Source organism: Roseivirga sp. E12 (assembly GCF_017592825.1).
In the GTDB taxonomy this organism is placed as follows: Bacteria; Bacteroidota; Bacteroidia; order Cytophagales; family Cyclobacteriaceae; genus Roseivirga.
In genome coordinates this window covers 73,645-91,391 of record NZ_JAGFMD010000004.1, presented here as the reverse complement: position 1 = coordinate 91,391, position 17,747 = coordinate 73,645, and the positions used below count along the sequence as shown (strand labels likewise).

Here is a 17,747-nt window from a genome sequence, read left to right as displayed (position 1 = left end):
GAGTAATTTAGTTAGTTTGTAGGAGGTCTACGAATGATTAATGCCTTAATTTACCGTTTCGAGGGCACTAGGCAATCTTCATGTACTAGTTTCTTCATTTGGCACTACTGATCCAACGTGCGTATTCTTTTCACTAGCAGGCTTTTCAGACATTGGATATTTTCAAAATTTGGATAAATGAGTTTTACACGAGCGCTCGAAGATGACTAGGTCTTCACTTGTCCGAAAGCGCTAATCTATCAAGGTGTCAAAAACAATTACTCTATTTTTGTATTTGTTTAGGGTTACTCTAATTTTACCTCAAGCTAATTCATAAAACATGGAAATAAAAGGAGATACCTTGCTTAAAAAATCAGACGATCTCATTGAGGCAAGCCTTGGTGAGTCATTGGCGCTGATGAGTATTGAAAGTGGGAAATACTTTGGGATGAATCAGGTGGCCAAATATGTCTGGCAGGCCATGAACGAAGAGGTATCCTTCGATGATCTAATTTCCAAGCTCATAAGTACTTTTGACATAGACACAGCAACCTGTGCGAATGATTGTAGAAATTTTATTCAGGAATTACACCAAAAGAATATGGTGCTGGTGCGATAAGCGTGAGCTATTAACTATTGTAGTCGGTAAAAGGATTGCCACCATCGTTCACGCTAACTCCTGGAACTTTTGTAACGTTCAAAGTAGCTTCGTTAATATCTAACTCTATAAGTTCAGGTAACTGCCAAACCATTTTATCACTTTTTCTGTTCTGGTCCTCTTTGTTTATTCCCTTCTGTGAGTTCATAGTCGTAATAAAGTTATCTCTTCCCATCAAAGAAAAACAAAAATCCCAACATATTCAACAAATAGGTGTTTTGATGCTGTAAATCTACGTTCCCAGTCTTTATATTTTTCTTGTGTTCGGCAATGTGTCTTTTTACCTCAGAGGGGTTGATAAATGCTCTTAATGGGGATTGATCTATGAGGCTCGAGATGTTTATCTGTTCCAACCATTGCTCGTGTATCTTGGCTGAAATAGCCGATTCATTACCCATAAAGCTCCCTTTGGTATTTCTTAACCTGAGCTCATCAGGTAAATAATTTTTCATAGCCCTTCTCATAATACTTCTATCCATACCCCCTTTCGAAAACTCTTCTGCTGGTAATTGTAGGGTGAAGTTGATTATTCTGGGGTCTGACAAGGGAATCATTCTCTTTAAGACTTGTTTGCTGTTAAAAGAGGTGTCTTCATAGAATTGCTGACTTGCCTGACCATCAGGCAAAAACCAACTAAAGTCATGAGTGGTATCGTACAATTTCCATCTGCGGCTTTGTGATTTTTTGTTCGTCAAAACACCTTCTACCCATTCTTTATTCAACAGATTGCGATCCGATCGGTTTCTGACACCAAAGTGGTTCGCATAGACATTTTCTTTGATGATTGCCTTGAACAGTGCTTTTGGACTACGGTTGGTAAAGGCAGCTGTGTCCCTTATTGCGCAGAACAACTGGAAGAACCGACCCTGCTTTAAGAAATCGATATAGTGGGCATACCCCCTCCTAGAAATAAAATGGTCACCTCGCCAGCCAGTAAAAAAAGTGCGACAGCCTTCACTGATGAGTTTACCCTCCATTATTTCTGTTATAAACGTGGTTGGGTATCTGCGCAGTCGAACGGTGGAAAAAAACTCTGCATCTTCCTGACGTAACGGAGGAATATGTTCAAGAGTGCAATAATTAATTTCAGTTTCGGGAAAGTGCTTTTTAAAAATATCGACCCATGGTCTTTCGTCTTCATTTCTGAAACTGGTTCCTTTCGGATGGACTGAAGAAGTGGTGATCAGAGATTTTCCCGACCCTTGTTGTAGTAAGGATTGTAAAATGGCCATCACTGAACTTGAATCTAAGCCCCCACTGAGGAAGCCTCCCACAGGATAATCAGCGTATAGTCTAGTTTCAATGGCATCTGATAAAATTGTAACCAATTCTGATGTATAATCTTCACGTGATACCTTATGGCTTGAAGGTATGATTTGCCAGTGGTGGTACTTTGAGACACTAATTTTGCCCGAATCAATTCTGATAGTGTGTCCAACTGGTATTTGGTTGATGCCTTTGTAAGGTGTGACGAAAAGCGAGCCCTCTGCCCTTAGTAAGCGGTTTGCAAAGAATACTTCGTCAGGACTTCGATCAATTCCCGGTATCCTGGCCAGTCCAGTGGTATGACTGGAAAAAAAACAGGTCTGACCATTGATGGAAAAAAAAAGTGGTTGGAAGCCCATAGGATCTCGGGCACCCCAGAGATATTGCTTTGAGGGGTTCCAGATAAGAAAGGAAAAGTCACCTTCAAGGTAATGTACACAATGCTCATCCCACTTTAAATAAGCGTTCAGGATCAGCTGCGTATCCGTAAGCTTACTCAACTGACTTTGATCGAGGCCTAGTTTTTTTAACAGTAGCGACCTGTAGTCCAGTCGGGTACTGGCAAAAATGATGATGCCTGTCTTCGGATCTTTTAGGGGCGCTTCGGATGGGAATGGTGGTTTTCTCAGGTTTTGATAAAAAAGACCACCGGAAACAACACTTTCAGTAAGTTCAACATGACCGTCCGTAGGATACCGTTGAAGATCCGCTCTTAGAATGGCCAGTGCTTCAGGGTCCACGTTTTCCGGATGACAAACTGTGCCGTAGATATAAGACATCTTTACTTCTGATTAATATCGGTGCTATACCCTAAGTTATCCATTACCTGATGATGATGATGAATCACCATCTCAATTTGTCTTTTGGTAAGTTCTTCTTTCCAGGAATTTGCTTTCCCTTTTCTAAAAAAGGCCCCGGAGGCTACAACTTTCTCACGGAAACCATGCTTTGACTCTTGGCGCGCAAGCTGTCCAAAGCTATGGTTGTCTACCGCACGTTGCAATACCTGGTCAGACATTGGTTGGCCTAACTCCTTCATAACCATGCGCAGCGTTTGAATGGGTTCGCAGAGCAGATCCTCGTATTTAATCAGTATCACAGGAAATCCTTTCGTGTTCAGCCAACTACTAACATGCGTGCTCCAATCCCCTATCATTTCCGGTATGTTGGATGTAATGCCTTTTTCATGTTTGAAAAAAGTGTAGGAACTATCTCCCATAATTTTGATAGCTTCATCTGTACTAACTACATAGTGGTTTGCCAGCGAACACACGATATCAAGTGGGTTTCTCACTATATAAATACACAGTTTACTTACCTCTTTAGGAATTAGCTGTTGCTGATTATCGACTTTTATATTGGCTTCATGTGTTTTTATGAAGGTGTCTTCAGTAGCCTTTAGCCCATAATCCAGATAGTATTTGTGTTTAAAGGAATTGCTCTCCTGCAAGGTGAGTTCACCGGAGCCAAACTCCAAAAAATCGTCAAAACTTTGTCTCTCGATAATCCTGAGGCTGGCTGTTTGTACCTGATTGATATCGACTGCCGCCCCATCATTTAGGAGAATGCTGTCTAAAAGAATTCTGAACCAGGTATTGCCTGATTTAGGGTATGATGCCAGCCAAATGAGGTGTTTCACTGTTTTAAAAACTTTTCCATTTTTTCTGCTACCAAACGCACATCTGTGCGTGAATGGGTTCTGTTTAATAAAGTTCCAAAAGCATTGTTTGCTAGCTGACTAAGCATGAAAAAAGCATCTTTTTGGTTCCCCATGTCTAACAAAAACTTCTTGCGATAGACATTTTGATTCAGGTACCGCAATAATTGCATTGTGTTCAAATGCTTAAAGGCAAATTGACCTTCAGGTAAACGTTTAATATTCAGTATGAAAACATTACCCAACTCATATTTAACCTGATCATGAGTTGTATCAAGCAATAACCTGAACTTGGGTAAACTTTCTCGCACCCTTGCCATATCTTCTTGGGCGGTGCTTAGATGCTCTATGGCATCTTCCCATAACTTTATATGCTTACTGGCCACAAAGAGGTAAGGTTTGTTATTACTATCAAACTTAATCGCACTGATATCATCTGTAAGCAGCTCATAACCTTTTTGATGTAAGGCCATGGCAATAGACGATTTGCCCATGCCAGAAGCGCCCAAAATCAAATGCGCTTTATTATTAAATACGAACGCACTGCCGTGCAGTGTTAGAAAGCCATTTTGCTGCAAAAGTGCACCCATCACAGAACCGAGAAGGTACATTTGCCAAAGTTCTGTTTCCTCGGTTAGAGGGTCGACTATTACTTTGTTCCCATCGGAGAGTAGAAAAGTGGCAAGGTCTTTTATACCATACAGGAAACCTTCAGGGGTTATTTCTTTTATTAAAAACCCCTTTATCAGGCTATAAGGTGTTACGTCCAGCGTACCAATTGTCAGTACCACATCAGGGTTTTCGCAGGCAATCTCACTTGTCAATCCTGCAATGGAAAACTCTGACTGAAATACTAATCCGTAAGCTTTATAATAGTATAAATTCATTATAGTACTGGGAGTATAAGAGGGGAAACATTATTCATATGATGCTTGCTTCTCTCTACCTGCGAACCTATCAATTTTTTCAACGAATCGCATTTTGAGAACAAAATTAAAATTCAATAACCTAATTGAGCTATCACTTTATGATGAGCGTTTATGACCTTATCTACTTGCCTAGTTGATAGCTCCTCCTGCCATGAGCCGGATTGCCCTTTTCTGAAGAAAACATCTGTTTTTCTAGGCCTTTCGAAAAAACCATGGGTAGTTTCCTGATTTGCTAGACGACTGAATTTATGATTGTCTACAGCAGACTCAATCAAGCTTTGATCAACTGGTTGATTCAAGCCTTTCATAATACCACTCAGGATTTCAACAGGCTTATTGAGAAGGTCTTCATATTTAATAAAAATCAACGGTAACTCTTTCGAATTCAGCCAACTGCTAACGTTGAGACTCCAATCACCTACCTGGACAGGAACATTGTATGAAATACCGTCTTCAGGACCAAACAAAGTATAGTTCCTATCACCCAATAGCTGAATAGCCTTATCAATTGCAATTGCGTGATAATTGGCGAGAGAGCAAACGACATCTAGAGGGTTCCGTACGATATAGACACATAGCTTTGTTACCTCCTCAGGTATAAGGCACAGCTTTTCGTTTATCTTCCAGTTAGCCTCATGGGTTTTAATGAAAATATCTTCAGTTGCCTTTAGGCCATAGTCTAAATAGTACTTCTGCTTATAGTAAATGATTTCCGTAGGGGTAAGTCCATCAGATTCAAATTCAAGAAATTCATCAAACGAGTTCCTTTTTATGATTCTTCGACTGGCTATTTCTATTCGATTAATATCAACACTATTTCCATCATGTAGCAGTATACTGTCCAGCAGAATCCTCAGCCAGGTATTTCCTGACTTCGGGTAAGAGCATATCCATATCAGATGTTTCATGCTTTCAAACAATCTTCAATATACTTAGTGAACATGCAAAAATCTATATCTGTTTCCCTTGCATTGATTATACTACAATTAAACCTTCAACAGTCAAATTTATGAATAAGTGTTTACTTTTGAGTTGATGCTAAAACAAACTATCCCTCTTGTAACAGAGGATCTTCTCTTCGACTTATTCTTACGGGGCGACAACATCGGTTTTTTCTGACTTAATTAAGAAATTATGAAAAAACACCTTTTCAATCTAATGATTTCATCTGTCATATTGGTAGCCCTTCTATTTGGTGCAGATTTTTTATTAGGAGCACTGTCTGATCAAATACCCGAAAAACACACTCCTCAAAGACATGTCTTTCTCAAAGAGCATAGTCCCGGAACTTCAAAAACCTATGACCCACCTATAGAGTTTTTAACTGTTGCCCAGACTGACGATAGAACCAGAAAAGTGAAGTTTGAAATTGATATCAAAGGTTATATTAAACCTTCGAATATTCTGAAAGATCCTGATGTAAGCATTGCTTTTTTAGGAGGGTCCACCACAGAATGCTCTGCTATTGATGAATTAAAAAGATTTCCTTATCTGGTAGGCCAACTATTTAATAAGGATGGCCTGAAGCTGAATACAATGAATGCGGCTGTATCAGGTAATAACAGCGCGCATACCCTGAATATTTTGTTGAACAAGGTATTGGCTGAGCAACCAGATATTGCCATAATGATGCATAACATTAACGATCTACACGAACTCCTCAAGAAGAGATCCTACTGGCAAGTCAATGGGCGGCCAACTCAGATTATTACCGAAAAGGTAAGGCTTACCACAGCTCTTGCTGTTAAAGCAAAGTCCGCTTTTCCTTACATCGGAATGTATTTTGAGAATATGGTAAGCAATATTCGGAAAGAGCCCTCCAGAAGTCCTAAGAGGCTCTCTACACTAACGGATGAAGACAGGGCCACAATACTCCATCAGTTCGAAGATAACCTGAGGTTATTCGTATCAATTTGTAGAATAAAGGAAATCAGCCCAGTGCTAATGACCCAAGGAAACAGGATAAAATATGATTTTTTAGGCTTAGATCATGACCTGAGCATTATTCCAGAACGCTTCAACCTATCATTCAATGAGTACAAGAAGATGTATTTCAGAATGAATCAGGTCATACGGGGTGTTTGCGAGGAGGAAAATGTGTTGATGATTGATCTGGATAAGTTGGTATTACCTGAACACATCTATGATGCTGTTCATTATAATGATCAGGGTTCGGAATTTGTCGCAAGACAAATCACCGAGCATCTGACTCCACTTGTGAAGAAGCTTATTACAAATCAATATTAATTTTAATCATTCTCATTCCATGTTAATCTCAAATACCTAAAATTGTAAGGACATTGGTACTGCAGAAGTTATGACCCTAGGTACCGTCTTTTTAATCGAATCTTGAATAAAGTCAATGAATTTAAAACAGCCATTTTTCAAATTACCTATTAAGATGGAGGTTGAATCTGCAGCTTTGGAGGTGGTGCAAAAGCTTAACGAAGCTGACTGGCTTGATCACCCAAGCAATTTTAAAAAAAACTCGTATGTTCCGATCTTAAGCCATCAGGGCACCCTCAATAATCTAAAAAGAACGCCTGTGATGCCGACCTTGCCTTCAAAAAGGCTACCCGCGGTTACCCGTCTTTTGAGATTCTTCAATTTCAGGATAGGGATTGCGAGATTGATGAGGTTGGGAGCCGGCTATGAAGTACCCGTTCATTCAGATACTAATGAATACTGGGACAAACGAGTCCGTATACATATACCACTAGTGACTTCAAAAAGTGTCTTTTTTACATGCGACGGAACGGAGGTTGTCATGGCTCCCGGGGAGGTGTGGACCTTTGACAACTGGCGAAGGCATGGGGTCAGAAATGAGGGAACGGAAAGCCGCATACATCTTGTTTTTGATACTGAGGCGACTAATATCTTTGATGACAATGGAAATCTGAAAACAGTACTCTCTGAGATTAAAGAGCAGCCGGAACTGAAACTTGAAGATGCGGTAAGTCCGGCAATAAAATCAGGAGCTCAACTGGATGAAACGCTTGGGTTAATTGTTAAAGAGCTTGAACTTTGTAACGATAAAGAAGAAGCGGATGCTTGGATAAGGCTGATCCAAACCCATGGGGATCGGTGGAAAACTATTGAGTCCAGTTTTGGAGTCGATGTTCAGGCAATGGCCTACTACAAAAAGGCCATCAATGATGCTTTGCAAGAGGCTGAAAAGCTTGGCGATTCGCTCAGGCTCAAAGTGAATAATGCCAAAGTAATATCTTTATTCAAAGCGAGAGTGGTCAATGGAATGAATCTGCAAATGCTCTTTAATCATGCAAAATAAAAGCATTGCTATTATCATCTGTACTGAGCCTGGCAGTCTCGAGGGTATGTCACAACTACTGGTTAAGAGTATTCGGAAATTCGGAGGCAAGTTAAAAGATGCACCAATTTATAGTATCCAACCTCGTAATCCGGAATTACTCTCTTCAAAAACAATCACTGTTTTTGAGGAATGTAATGTGCAACATGAATACATTCTCCTCAACGAGAAGTATTCTGATTACGGCTTCGCCAATAAAGTGATGGCTTGTGATTATTACGCAAGACACCTTTCAGAAGACTTCCTTTTATTTTTAGATAGTGACCAGATAGTATTAAATGACCTTGATGATCTCAGTAACGAGTCACAGATGGATGTATGCATGAGGGTTGTGAATTTAAAGGGGATTGGTACGGATGGAAATGACCAAAATGCATCGTATTGGAGAGCACTTTATGAACTTCTCGAAGTGAAAAAAAGGACCTATACAACAACGGGTATTGGAAGACAACGAATTTTCAGCTACTTCAATGCAGGGCTGATTTTTGCCCGAAGAACGTCTGAATTATTTCAGCAGTGGAAAACGAATTTTGAGCAATTAATGGCAAGTGACCTCAGACCCAAAGAGGGGCTCTTTTTTGTAGAACAATCTGCACTTTCAGCCACTATAAGCAGTATGGAACTCATTGTCAATGAACTACCGATCACTTATAACTATTCTCCCCAAACACATTTTCATTTGGCAAAATCAAACACACAGCTGGCCCTTGATCAAATCCATACATTTCATTATCATAGACTGTTCAAACCACCTGAAAGGCTTAACCTTCAGAAAGATTTTAAAACTTTTCAAGGGCCTAAATTGGATTGGCTGAAAAGAGAGTTAGTCAGTTGTGGTATAAACTCGCAGCCTTTTTATGAGGAATGGGAACTTGAGCTTTTGACACAGAAGAAACTTATTTTGCAACAGATGAAAAACCAGAAAAGAGGATTTTCATGAAGCTTTTTGAAATAGTCATCTTGATATTTTTTTCACTCTGGCTGCTATGCGCTGTTTGGGTTGCTCTGGCTGGTAAAGGCAGTTTATTGAAGTTTAGGAAATTTCTTTGGTTCAACGGTTGGTTCAGTCGATGGACCATGTTTTTACCTGATAAGGATGGACAAGTTAAGCGTTTTATCATTTCTTATCGTGATAAAACAGAAGATGGCGATACAGGCCCATGGCAACTGGTTGAATTGGAAAAACCCTGGAAATCTACACTCGTATTTATAAACCCTGATTTGCGACTCTATGGTTTTATGTCCAATGCCCTGCAGTCTTTCGCTCATATGAATGACGCAGGCAAACTAGCTATGGAATCTTCCCTTTTTCCTTTCTTTCAAAGCGTTATATTGAGTTACGGTAAGTCAGGACAGGCTGAAAACCGGCAAATCCGAGTAAAAAGGCTCATGGGGGAGCATGAGGAACTTCTTATAGAAAGTGACTTTTTAAAACTACCATGACTCCTTCAGACGTCTATTATTGGACCACCATTCTAGTTTGTATTGGCATTTGTCAATCATCCATGGCCGATCTCATCATTGCGCTAAGGCATAAGCCTCTTATGAATTTCAGGCTATGGCCTCAAGCAATCGTTTCCCGACATATGAGAGCTTTTAGCCCACTGTATAATGGTAAAGCTGCCTGGGCACTCAAAGCAATCAGTTTACTATCGGCCATCACTTCAATAGGAATCGTATTGGCAGGTCAAAATCCTAAACTACCACTGCTGGTTGTTTTCATAACCCAACTCCTGTCTTATCCCCGCTGGCGGTATTTTGTCAGTTCAGATTCCCCTTTACTCAGAGCTATTTTTGTTGCCCTTATGCTCCATTATTTCGTACCCGACAATGGGTTGATAACAGAGGCGGGGCTTTTCTTTTTAGCCACTTACCTTGTACTCATCTATTCAATTACAGGGCTGCAAAAGCTCAAATCTCAGCTCTGGAGAAGTGGTCAGGCTATTCAAAATTTCATGAATCGGTATCCTTTTTGGCGTATGATAAGCCCTGATTCTCAAAAACCAAAATGGCTGATTAAAGTCGGCTCCTGGTTTGTTATTCTGTTCGAATGTCTTTTTTTTATTGGCCTTTTATGGCCAGAGGCTGCTCCGGTGTTTTTAATAGTAGGACTGTTATTTCATGGTATATTATCCATAACCGTAGGTATTAATCACTTTTTCTGGACATTTATCTCAGTGTACCCAGCTTATCTTTACATAAGCACCAAAGCACCCGAAACAGTTTCTCTTTTCACTCATGTTTTCGCAGGCTTATAGTAATTTTTCCTTCCAATGACCTGGTATCGAAAATCCCTGACTCCAGCGGTAGCAGTCGTTTGTTCCTATACAGTGCCAGAGTAGGTCGCTATTGTTGCTATTGATTTTAAAAATGTTAACAGTTCCGGGTTCATCCCAATGGGTTACAAGTTCGCCTGTTTCAGGGTCTATAAACTTGAAGAAGGAACATTTAGGTTTATCTACATCTACGAAGAAAATAAACCAGCTTTCTAGGTCAAACTTATTGGTGTGCCATAATCTGAATCCATCAGGTGGATAAAGAAAATCTCCAGCCTGAAGGCAGTTATGATCAAAATACTCATTGAGAAGGCTTTTTAACTTATCCAGTCGCCCAAATTCAGGATTAAAGGCAATATGACCTGGTCTGAAACTCCATTTCTCTTCAGGCTTGTGATTTGCACTTTCGGATTCCGGTTTTACACTGGACAACACCTTGTTAAAGTGACCTTTGGCTTCGAACTCCATGGCCTCCTTTCTGTCTGGTAATGCATCAAGACTGGCACGCAGATCTTTATATCGATCAGAACCAGTTTTCTTTTGTAACTCGATCCTATCAAAATTGGAAGGTATTTCAGAAAGAGCCTTAGCGGCTTCACCTATTTTATCAAACCCCGGTATCTCACTGCAATGGAATGAATAAAAGAGATTTTTGTATTGAATCATATTGTTCTGGCCGGTGCTAAGTGCTTTCAATTTATCAATTCCGTTTTGATTTACTGCCCTATAACCATATCAATTTTATGTAAAATAAACCTTGCCAACCAACTCATTAGTTTGTTTTTTTAAACTTTGGTTATCAGGTAGTGAACACTTTTTCCGAAGGGCCTAATTCTGAAAAGACATTGATAGAACATATTCTTAAGTCCCAATGAAAGTCAATCAGAAGAGAATTCTCGTGAGCTCTGTGTTCATGCTCATAATTGCCATATTTTTCTGGACTGGCTCTAGGTATCCGCAGCTTAACGAAAAAGCCTTACTCGGTGCGGATAATGAGTCGATGGGAATAAGTTTCGATATTTTTCGCACCATACAGTTCAGGGATTCCTGGCTGGTTCAGGTTCTGTCTAATACAGCCAATTGGATAGAGACCAACAAAAAGGGCATGGCCTTTGGGTTGTTCTTTGGAGCCATTTTGATGGTTTTGTTCTCCCTTCTAAAGGATTATAAGTCTAACAACCGATGGGTCAATGCCATTATAGGTACTTTAATTGGTGCTCCCCTGGGGGTTTGCGTTAATTGTGCAGCTCCCATTGCTATGGGGATGAAAGATGCAGGAGCTAAAACGGAAACAGCAATGGCTGCCATGGTCAGCTCACCAACTCTGAATGTGATTGTTCTTTCCATGCTTTTCTCTCTTCTACCTCCTTATATGGTTTGGTTTAAGCTAGGCTCAACAATTGTCTTATTACTCTTTATTATTCCCTTGCTTTCAAGGTATATCAAAACCAGACAGGAAAACTCAACCTCTATTAACGAAAGAAAATTACCAAGTTTTTTTAAGCTACCACCAGCGAATATTGATGTGGATGTGATTCAAGATAAAAGTTGGCTTGGCGCTGTAAAATGGACAATTAAGGGATTTTTTACAGGGCTCTGGTATTTGATTAGGACTGCTGTACCTCTTATGTTACTGGCGGGCTTTCTGGGTAATATACTCATCACATTTTTACCTCTGGAAGGATTCATTCAGCTCACAGAAGCTGCTAGCACCACAGAATCAGTGCTCCTAATGGTCGGCCTCGCTGCGTTAGGCACTTTTTTGCCGGTACCTATGGCTTTTGATGTTTTAATAACCGCCATTTTATGGGCCGGGGGTTTACCCGCCAAATACGCAATGACCTTACTCTTTACGCTGGGATCATTCAGTATATACTCCGCATTCATAGTCGATAAGTCCTTTTCCAGAAAACTGGCAGTTGCAATGTTTGCTATTGTTACCACAATCGGTATGATCAACGGTACTCTGGGCCATTTTCTTGAGAAACAACTAACGGTTAATTACATATATGATCATTATCAGATTGTCAAAGATTCTGATGGTCCTCCTGAAGATTATGTAGTAAAGGCTAAGGACACAATACTACTTACCTCCTCGCAACTAAACACGATGACCTCAGATAGAGTCAAACGTGGCGATTTGTTATGGAGCGAGCGGAATGTACAGGTTTCGGGAACACCTTTTAAATCTAAAATTTCTGAGTCTCAGGACTGGTTTTTGCCCATTGAAGGACAAGAGATTGGCATGGATGTACCTTATATTTTTTCTCCCATATATACTCAGGATGGGCTTGCCAATCAAAGGAGTATGTCGGCCGGTGATATTCACGGAGATGGATACCCTGACTTACTGATGGCATCGGCCAATAATTTATTCCTTTATGCAAACATAAGCGGAAAGACTTTCCAACGGCAGTCACTGAATGTGCCTGATAGCCTGGATATATTTGGGGGAACGTTGATAGACTTAGATAATGACGGGTGGTTGGATGTATTTTTCACTACCTACAGAGGTGGTAATTATGTTAAGTACAGCAATAAGGGCAGTTTTGATGATGACACACTTTCTAGGTTACCTCAGACTGATGATATGGTCCTAAGTGTATCAGCTGCATTCGGTGACAGAAATGATGATGGCTTACTCGATATATTTGTAGGTAACTGGACCATGGGCGTAAACGGAGGTTCTATATATTCTATTCCTGCATCACAAAATTTCTGGCTCACAAATAAGGGGGGGAGACGCTTTGAGTTGCAGTTGGCCTCTGCACCTCCGGGGGAAACACTGTCAACCCTCTTGAGCGATGTAATCGGAGATGACTCACAAGACTTGGTAGTGGGCAATGATTTCGTGATGCCGGACTATTTTTATAAGGGTGATCGATCAACTGGAGAACACGAGCTGGTATTGAACCCAAGAGACCTAGTACAAAAGACCACAATGACAACTATGAGTATCACCACCGTGGATGTCGACAACGATTTGGAGTTTGAGATTTATGAAGCACAAACAGACAACCGGAATTCAGATTTTCGTACCACCAACATTGAAAAAATTTGTGGGGCGATAAAAAACGATGAGCAGCGTGGCTCTTGCCAGGCATTATTTAAAAAACACCAGGCTTATTTAGGGACTCTTGTTCATAAGAAGTTTGAACATTGTGAAGAGGAGGATTTACTTGACTGCATAGCATTTCAACTACTTCGACAAAAAATGATAAACGAAAAGCTGGGGAAACCGGAAGATTACTTTACCCCAGCATGGCCCAAATACGACTTCATAGCCAATTTTAAGACAGATCAATACGAAAGAGCTGAGAAATATCTTGAAACGGCCCCTGATGCCAAAAGGCCTGGAGGTGTACTTCTTAAGAAAGATGAATCTGGAAAGTATATAGGGCAAACAGATAAATATGGACTTCGAGTTACTGGGTGGGCGTGGAACAGTAGGTTTGCTGACCTGGATAATGATGAGTGGCAAGACCTCTACATAACCAACGGCTACCTCTTCAAACCTGTACAGGAATCTAATATGTTTTATAAAAACCTAAAAGGGCAGACATTTGAGGAACAAACAGATACCTCAGGCCTAGTGAACTACCTTCCCAGTTCTTCTAACAGCTATGTAGACTTTGATCTTGATGGCGATTTAGATATAGTACTGGCTACTTCTGTAGGCCCTGTTTATTTGTATGAAAACAACAATCACCAAAATAACTCAATAATGTTCAAGTTGGTGGACGAGCTTGGAAATCGTTTCGGTATAGGTTCAAAAGTCACAATCTATTATGGTGATGGAAAGCATCAGGTGAGAGAACTGCTAGCCAGCGGTGGCTATAAATCCTACGATGATCTAACATTACATTTTGGGTTGAGTGAATATGAACAGGTGGACAAATTAATTGTTAAATGGTCTACAGGTGAACAAACAGTTATAGACACTCCACTAAAATCAGGATTCCTTTATAGCATCAAAAGAGCTGATCATGTTAAATAAAGCCTATGGAGATATCTTATTTATTATTTCAGGAGCTCTTTTTATCTAACTTCTTGATTCCTTGACTGCCTTAAAAGCTTTTTCCAAGGCAGACTGGCATTTCCGGTTATTGCTACTCAGAGTAATTATACTAATTGGTTTCGGCAGGTTAACAGTCCTTATGTTTCCTTTTAAAAGAATTGCAAGGTGGATAGGGGAAGAAGGAAAAGAAAGCTCCTCGGACATTTCGGAAAAAGAATCGGAGCGGCTTGTTCGTCTAGCGAGTGCAATTTTTGCTGTATCAAAGTATACTTCATGGCAAAGCAATTGCTTTGCCCAGGCTCTATGTGCACATTGGATTTTGAAGGGGATGAAAGTAGATCATACAACGTACTTTGGAGTCAAAAAGGAAGGCACTCTCAGTATGAAAGCTCATGCCTGGCTAAGAGTTGGTCAAGTAATAATTACAGGTAAGAAAGGTCATAAACAGTTCACCATATTGGGAAGGTTTGCTTTTCTAACAAATTCATAGGTAAATAATAAAGGGGAGTGACAAAATGAAATTGTTAGAAACGGATTTAAGTTTTTAAGTACAAATTCAATCCATAATATTTTGGAATATCTTCTCCACTCAAATGTTAACAACCCATACTCTTTTAGTCGACTATACAACTCCGACTTTCACCAAAGTCGGATCAGCAGGTATGTGTTCCACTCACTAAATTCACACAAATGAAAATTTTCGCACTATGTAACTCAAATCAACTTGGCTTGTCTGCGGTAGCCAAACTCAAAACACTAGGTGTGCTTTCTGGAGTAGGGTACCTAGATAAATATGCCAATGCTATGGAGCAAGGTTTTGAAGCAATAGACATTGGGAAGGACCTGTGGTATATGCTTGATCAAGAGAGTTGGCGTAATTCCTTGCAAAAGATAATTACCGAGCTACAGGTAGATTGTGTGTTTGTACTCACGTTTCCCTGGAAGATTCCTAGTGAACTATTGACGCTTCCTTCAAAGGGCTTTTTCAATTTCCACTATGCCCTGTTACCCAAATACAAGGGGGCCGATCCAATATTCTGGCAGATTAAAAATGATGAACAAGAAGGTGGCTTAACAGTTCATCTCATGACCGAGGAATTCGATGAAGGACCTGTGATTCTACAAGAAAAAATTCCTTTTCCGGGCGGATTCAACTACGGTATCTACTGTGGTCAGTTATCTCAAAGTAATGAAACTTGGGTGAGCAAAGTAGTAACCAAATTGATGTCAGACAAACCTGATTTTATTACTCTAGAACCTGAAAAAGATCCAGCTCCTTTAACTAAGCCAATGGCTAACGATCTCAGAATAGACTGGAGCAATCAAACAGCTTTGGAAATAGAAGCACTTACTAACGCTGCAAATCCTCGCTATGGAGGAGCGGACACGTCATTTTCGGGCCAACTTATAAATATCCTAGAGGTAACCCCTATTGATGGCAATGACACAATGAAAGGTGATCCGGGAGAAATTGTCCACTCTGACCTCACCTATGGTCCAATAGTTGCTTGTATCAATAATGAATTTCTGCGTGTTACCGTGGCACATGTAGCGGGCGCCTATATTTCCGGTGTCAAACTGACGACTCTAGGTTTTTTTAAGGGCACAAAATTCATGTAACCCGTAAGCTTAGGCTTTGTCTATAGGTCAGTCAAATGAGATCTATAACTCATTTAAACCACCTTGATTCACGCTGTACGAAGTACTAATGTGCGTACTACCACTTAAATGCAAAAAAGAACTAGCAACAAAGAATCATTCGATAATTCGAAGAAAAGTATTACATTGATAATTATCAGTAACTATTAACAATTTAAACACATTCAGAACTATGACTCCTTTTATTGCTCAAATTCAACCTTTCGCTTTTAATTTTGCTCCACGTGGCTGGCAGCTATGCAATGGACAACTTATGCCTATCTCATCATATTCGGCAGTATTTTCCCTTGTTGGAACCACTTTCGGTGGTGATGGCCGTACTACTTTCGGTATCCCTGATTTGCGTGGCAGGTCTATGGTAGGTGTAGGAACCGGCCCCGGATTGGAAACCAGAACTTGGGGTATGCGAGGCGGACGCAACACTGTAACTTTGACTGCTAGCAATCTACCAAGCCATACACATACACTAAGATGCGCTAATGCAGCTGGTACGGAAAGAATACCTGTTGGGGCAACAATAGCAGGCCACACTGGGGGAGCAGGCTTTGTTACTACTAACCCTGACTCAAACATGAATTCGCAATCCATAACAAACACAGGGAGCAATATTCCTTTTGATATTGACAACCCATTCCTTGGATTGTACATTGGTTTCGCAATGGAAGGTATTTATCCTTCTAGAAGCTAAGTAATCAAAACATAAAAAAAGCCGGCACTGCCGGCTTTTTTTATGTCCATACTTCTTATTTTGCCTGAATAAGGACCCTGAAAATAAGGGTTCGTTGCACTTTAAAAGAACAAGCACATACATGAAATATAAAATTGGTTTGATCCTTCCGGATTCAAATTATTTCAAACGATTCGGAAAAGACTACAAAACAGTCGTAGAGGCAGGGTTGCAAAAATCTGGGTTTGATAATTACGAAATAGTCATTGAGCCAGGAGGCTACAATAATCAAATGAAGATTATGGCTGAGAAAGTGCAGTCTCTGATTGTGAAAGAACAGGTTGATGCCATCATTGCACCTTTTAATCCAGCCTTTCTCATTGATATTGCTCCGTTACTTGTCTCAAATGATGTGATTCTATTGCTTACCTACATGGGTGAGGATATAATTCATGAAGATTGTCAGTCTGAATTTGCCTTCGTTAATACCTTTGATCTTGTGAAGTCGGCTTGGCTACAAGGGCAAGAAGCGGGTCTTGTTTATGGCAAGGCTGGTGTACACCTTGGCTCTGTACATGATGTAGGTTATGGAACCTCTAAGGCATTCACGCAAGGATTTGAGAGTAGGGGCGGGCAAATTACTTTTGCCACTTTGACTCATAAGGATAGCAGAACCGAATCACCTGCTAGTCAGATCAATGAAGCCCTGCAGGAAAAAGCTGATTTTATCTTCGGCTTTTATTCAGGAAAGGAAGGAATCTCCTTTGCGGAAACTTGGTATGAAACCAAGGGCGATAAAACTCCTTTTATACCCAGCTATATGATGCAGGGGGATGATATAATGGAGGCCTGTGGTAGCAAAATGATCGGACAGAAAACAATTGGTTGTTGGGACCGAGATGGGGAAAGTGAAGCAAATTTGGAACTCAAAACCTTTTTTGAGAAAAACCTCGGTAAGCGGCCTCACCCCTACGGTTTATTGGCCTATGAAACGGCTGAATTATTGGGGAAAGCACTCCTGAAAGCCGATAGCTCATTACCTGAAGTTGTAAAAAGTGCATTGACCAAAGTATCTATTTCTGGTCCCCGTGGTGAAGTAAGCTTCGACCCTGAAACTCGTTTGACAACCACAACGGATTACGAGTTTGAAATTGTCGAAGAGGGCGGTAAAATTATTAGAAAAAAATTGAGAGAGGTTGAGGTACCGGAAAAGTACTACGAAGACCTTGCCTGGGGTATAAAAAATCTAATTAAAACAGGCTGGACAAACCCTTATCTAATTGGTTAGATAGAATCTGCCTAATCAATCG

At 40.3% G+C, this 17,747-nt stretch carries 17 protein-coding genes; 11 read left to right on the top strand and 6 right to left on the bottom strand.

Features of this window, described 5'->3' with window-relative positions; genetic code table 11:
- Positions 1-319 precede the first annotated feature (319 nt).
- Complete coding sequence (locus tag J4E76_RS11375; RefSeq protein ID WP_208504266.1) at positions 320-598, top strand: PqqD family protein; 279 nt, start codon at positions 320-322, stop codon at positions 596-598.
- Between the two features lie 10 nt (positions 599-608).
- On the opposite strand, the gene J4E76_RS11370 is transcribed toward J4E76_RS11375, so the two are convergent.
- The 5 genes from J4E76_RS11370 to J4E76_RS11350 form a co-directional block, all read right to left on the bottom strand.
- On the bottom strand, positions 609-785 hold the full coding sequence (locus J4E76_RS11370) for a hypothetical protein (protein ID WP_208504265.1): 177 nt from the start codon (positions 783-785) through the stop codon (positions 609-611).
- Between the two features lie 13 nt (positions 786-798).
- Positions 799-2,682 carry an asparagine synthetase B family protein gene (locus J4E76_RS11365; RefSeq protein WP_208504264.1) on the bottom strand — a complete coding sequence of 628 codons (1,884 nt, stop codon included), beginning with the start codon at positions 2,680-2,682 and terminating at the stop codon, positions 799-801.
- 2 nt (positions 2,683-2,684) lie between these two features.
- Positions 2,685-3,542 (bottom strand): sulfotransferase domain-containing protein, encoded by an 858-nt coding sequence (locus tag J4E76_RS11360; RefSeq protein ID WP_208504263.1) that lies wholly within the window; start codon positions 3,540-3,542, stop codon positions 2,685-2,687.
- On the bottom strand, positions 3,539-4,447 hold the full coding sequence (locus J4E76_RS11355) for a hypothetical protein (protein ID WP_208504262.1): 909 nt from the start codon (positions 4,445-4,447) through the stop codon (positions 3,539-3,541). Before J4E76_RS11355 ends, J4E76_RS11360 begins: the two co-directional genes overlap by 4 nt.
- Positions 4,448-4,560: 113 nt before the next feature.
- The gene (locus J4E76_RS11350) at positions 4,561-5,397 is read right to left on the bottom strand and encodes a sulfotransferase domain-containing protein (protein WP_208504260.1); all 837 of its coding nucleotides are present in this window, start codon (positions 5,395-5,397) and stop codon (positions 4,561-4,563) included.
- 226 nt (positions 5,398-5,623) lie between these two features.
- Here J4E76_RS11350 and J4E76_RS11345 point away from each other — a divergent pair, with 226 nt between their 5' ends.
- The 5 genes from J4E76_RS11345 to J4E76_RS11325 all read left to right on the top strand — a co-directional run bounded on the left by J4E76_RS11345 (position 5,624) and on the right by J4E76_RS11325 (position 10,075).
- Positions 5,624-6,736: an SGNH/GDSL hydrolase family protein gene (locus tag J4E76_RS11345; RefSeq protein ID WP_208504259.1), complete on the top strand. Its 1,113-nt coding sequence runs from the start codon at positions 5,624-5,626 to the stop codon at positions 6,734-6,736.
- 115 nt (positions 6,737-6,851) lie between these two features.
- Positions 6,852-7,778, top strand: coding sequence for an aspartyl/asparaginyl beta-hydroxylase domain-containing protein (locus J4E76_RS11340; RefSeq protein WP_208504257.1), 927 nt, complete (start codon positions 6,852-6,854; stop codon positions 7,776-7,778).
- On the top strand, positions 7,768-8,757 hold the full coding sequence (locus J4E76_RS11335; protein ID WP_208504256.1) for a hypothetical protein: 990 nt from the start codon (positions 7,768-7,770) through the stop codon (positions 8,755-8,757). The genes J4E76_RS11340 and J4E76_RS11335 overlap by 11 nt, the downstream gene beginning before the upstream one ends.
- An 86-nt stretch (positions 8,758-8,843) precedes the next feature.
- Complete coding sequence (locus J4E76_RS11330) at positions 8,844-9,260, top strand: hypothetical protein (RefSeq protein ID WP_208504254.1); 417 nt, start codon at positions 8,844-8,846, stop codon at positions 9,258-9,260.
- The gene (locus J4E76_RS11325; protein ID WP_208504252.1) at positions 9,257-10,075 is read left to right on the top strand and encodes a hypothetical protein; all 819 of its coding nucleotides are present in this window, start codon (positions 9,257-9,259) and stop codon (positions 10,073-10,075) included. Before J4E76_RS11330 ends, J4E76_RS11325 begins: the two co-directional genes overlap by 4 nt.
- On the opposite strand, the gene J4E76_RS11320 is transcribed toward J4E76_RS11325, so the two are convergent.
- Entirely contained in the window at positions 10,070-10,789 is a 720-nt protein-coding gene (locus J4E76_RS11320; protein ID WP_208504250.1) for a hypothetical protein, read from the bottom strand. The two genes, J4E76_RS11325 and J4E76_RS11320, sit on opposite strands and share 6 nt — an antisense overlap.
- A gap of 175 nt (positions 10,790-10,964) precedes the next feature.
- Here J4E76_RS11320 and J4E76_RS11315 point away from each other — a divergent pair, with 175 nt between their 5' ends.
- The 5 genes from J4E76_RS11315 (at position 10,965) to J4E76_RS11295 (ending at position 17,725) form a co-directional block, all read left to right on the top strand.
- On the top strand, positions 10,965-14,090 hold the full coding sequence (locus J4E76_RS11315) for an FG-GAP-like repeat-containing protein (protein ID WP_208504248.1): 3,126 nt from the start codon (positions 10,965-10,967) through the stop codon (positions 14,088-14,090).
- A gap of 61 nt (positions 14,091-14,151) precedes the next feature.
- Positions 14,152-14,601 (top strand): lasso peptide biosynthesis B2 protein, encoded by a 450-nt coding sequence (locus J4E76_RS11310; protein ID WP_208504245.1) that lies wholly within the window; start codon positions 14,152-14,154, stop codon positions 14,599-14,601.
- A gap of 200 nt (positions 14,602-14,801) precedes the next feature.
- On the top strand, positions 14,802-15,731 hold the full coding sequence (locus J4E76_RS11305) for a methionyl-tRNA formyltransferase (RefSeq protein WP_208504243.1): 930 nt from the start codon (positions 14,802-14,804) through the stop codon (positions 15,729-15,731).
- Positions 15,732-15,942: 211 nt separating this feature from the next.
- Positions 15,943-16,458, top strand: a complete 516-nt coding sequence (locus J4E76_RS11300) for a phage tail protein (protein ID WP_208504242.1) — start codon at positions 15,943-15,945, stop codon at positions 16,456-16,458.
- Positions 16,459-16,579: 121 nt separating this feature from the next.
- Complete coding sequence (locus tag J4E76_RS11295) at positions 16,580-17,725, top strand: ABC transporter substrate-binding protein (protein WP_208504240.1); 1,146 nt, start codon at positions 16,580-16,582, stop codon at positions 17,723-17,725.
- The last annotated feature ends 22 nt before the right edge of the window (positions 17,726-17,747 follow it).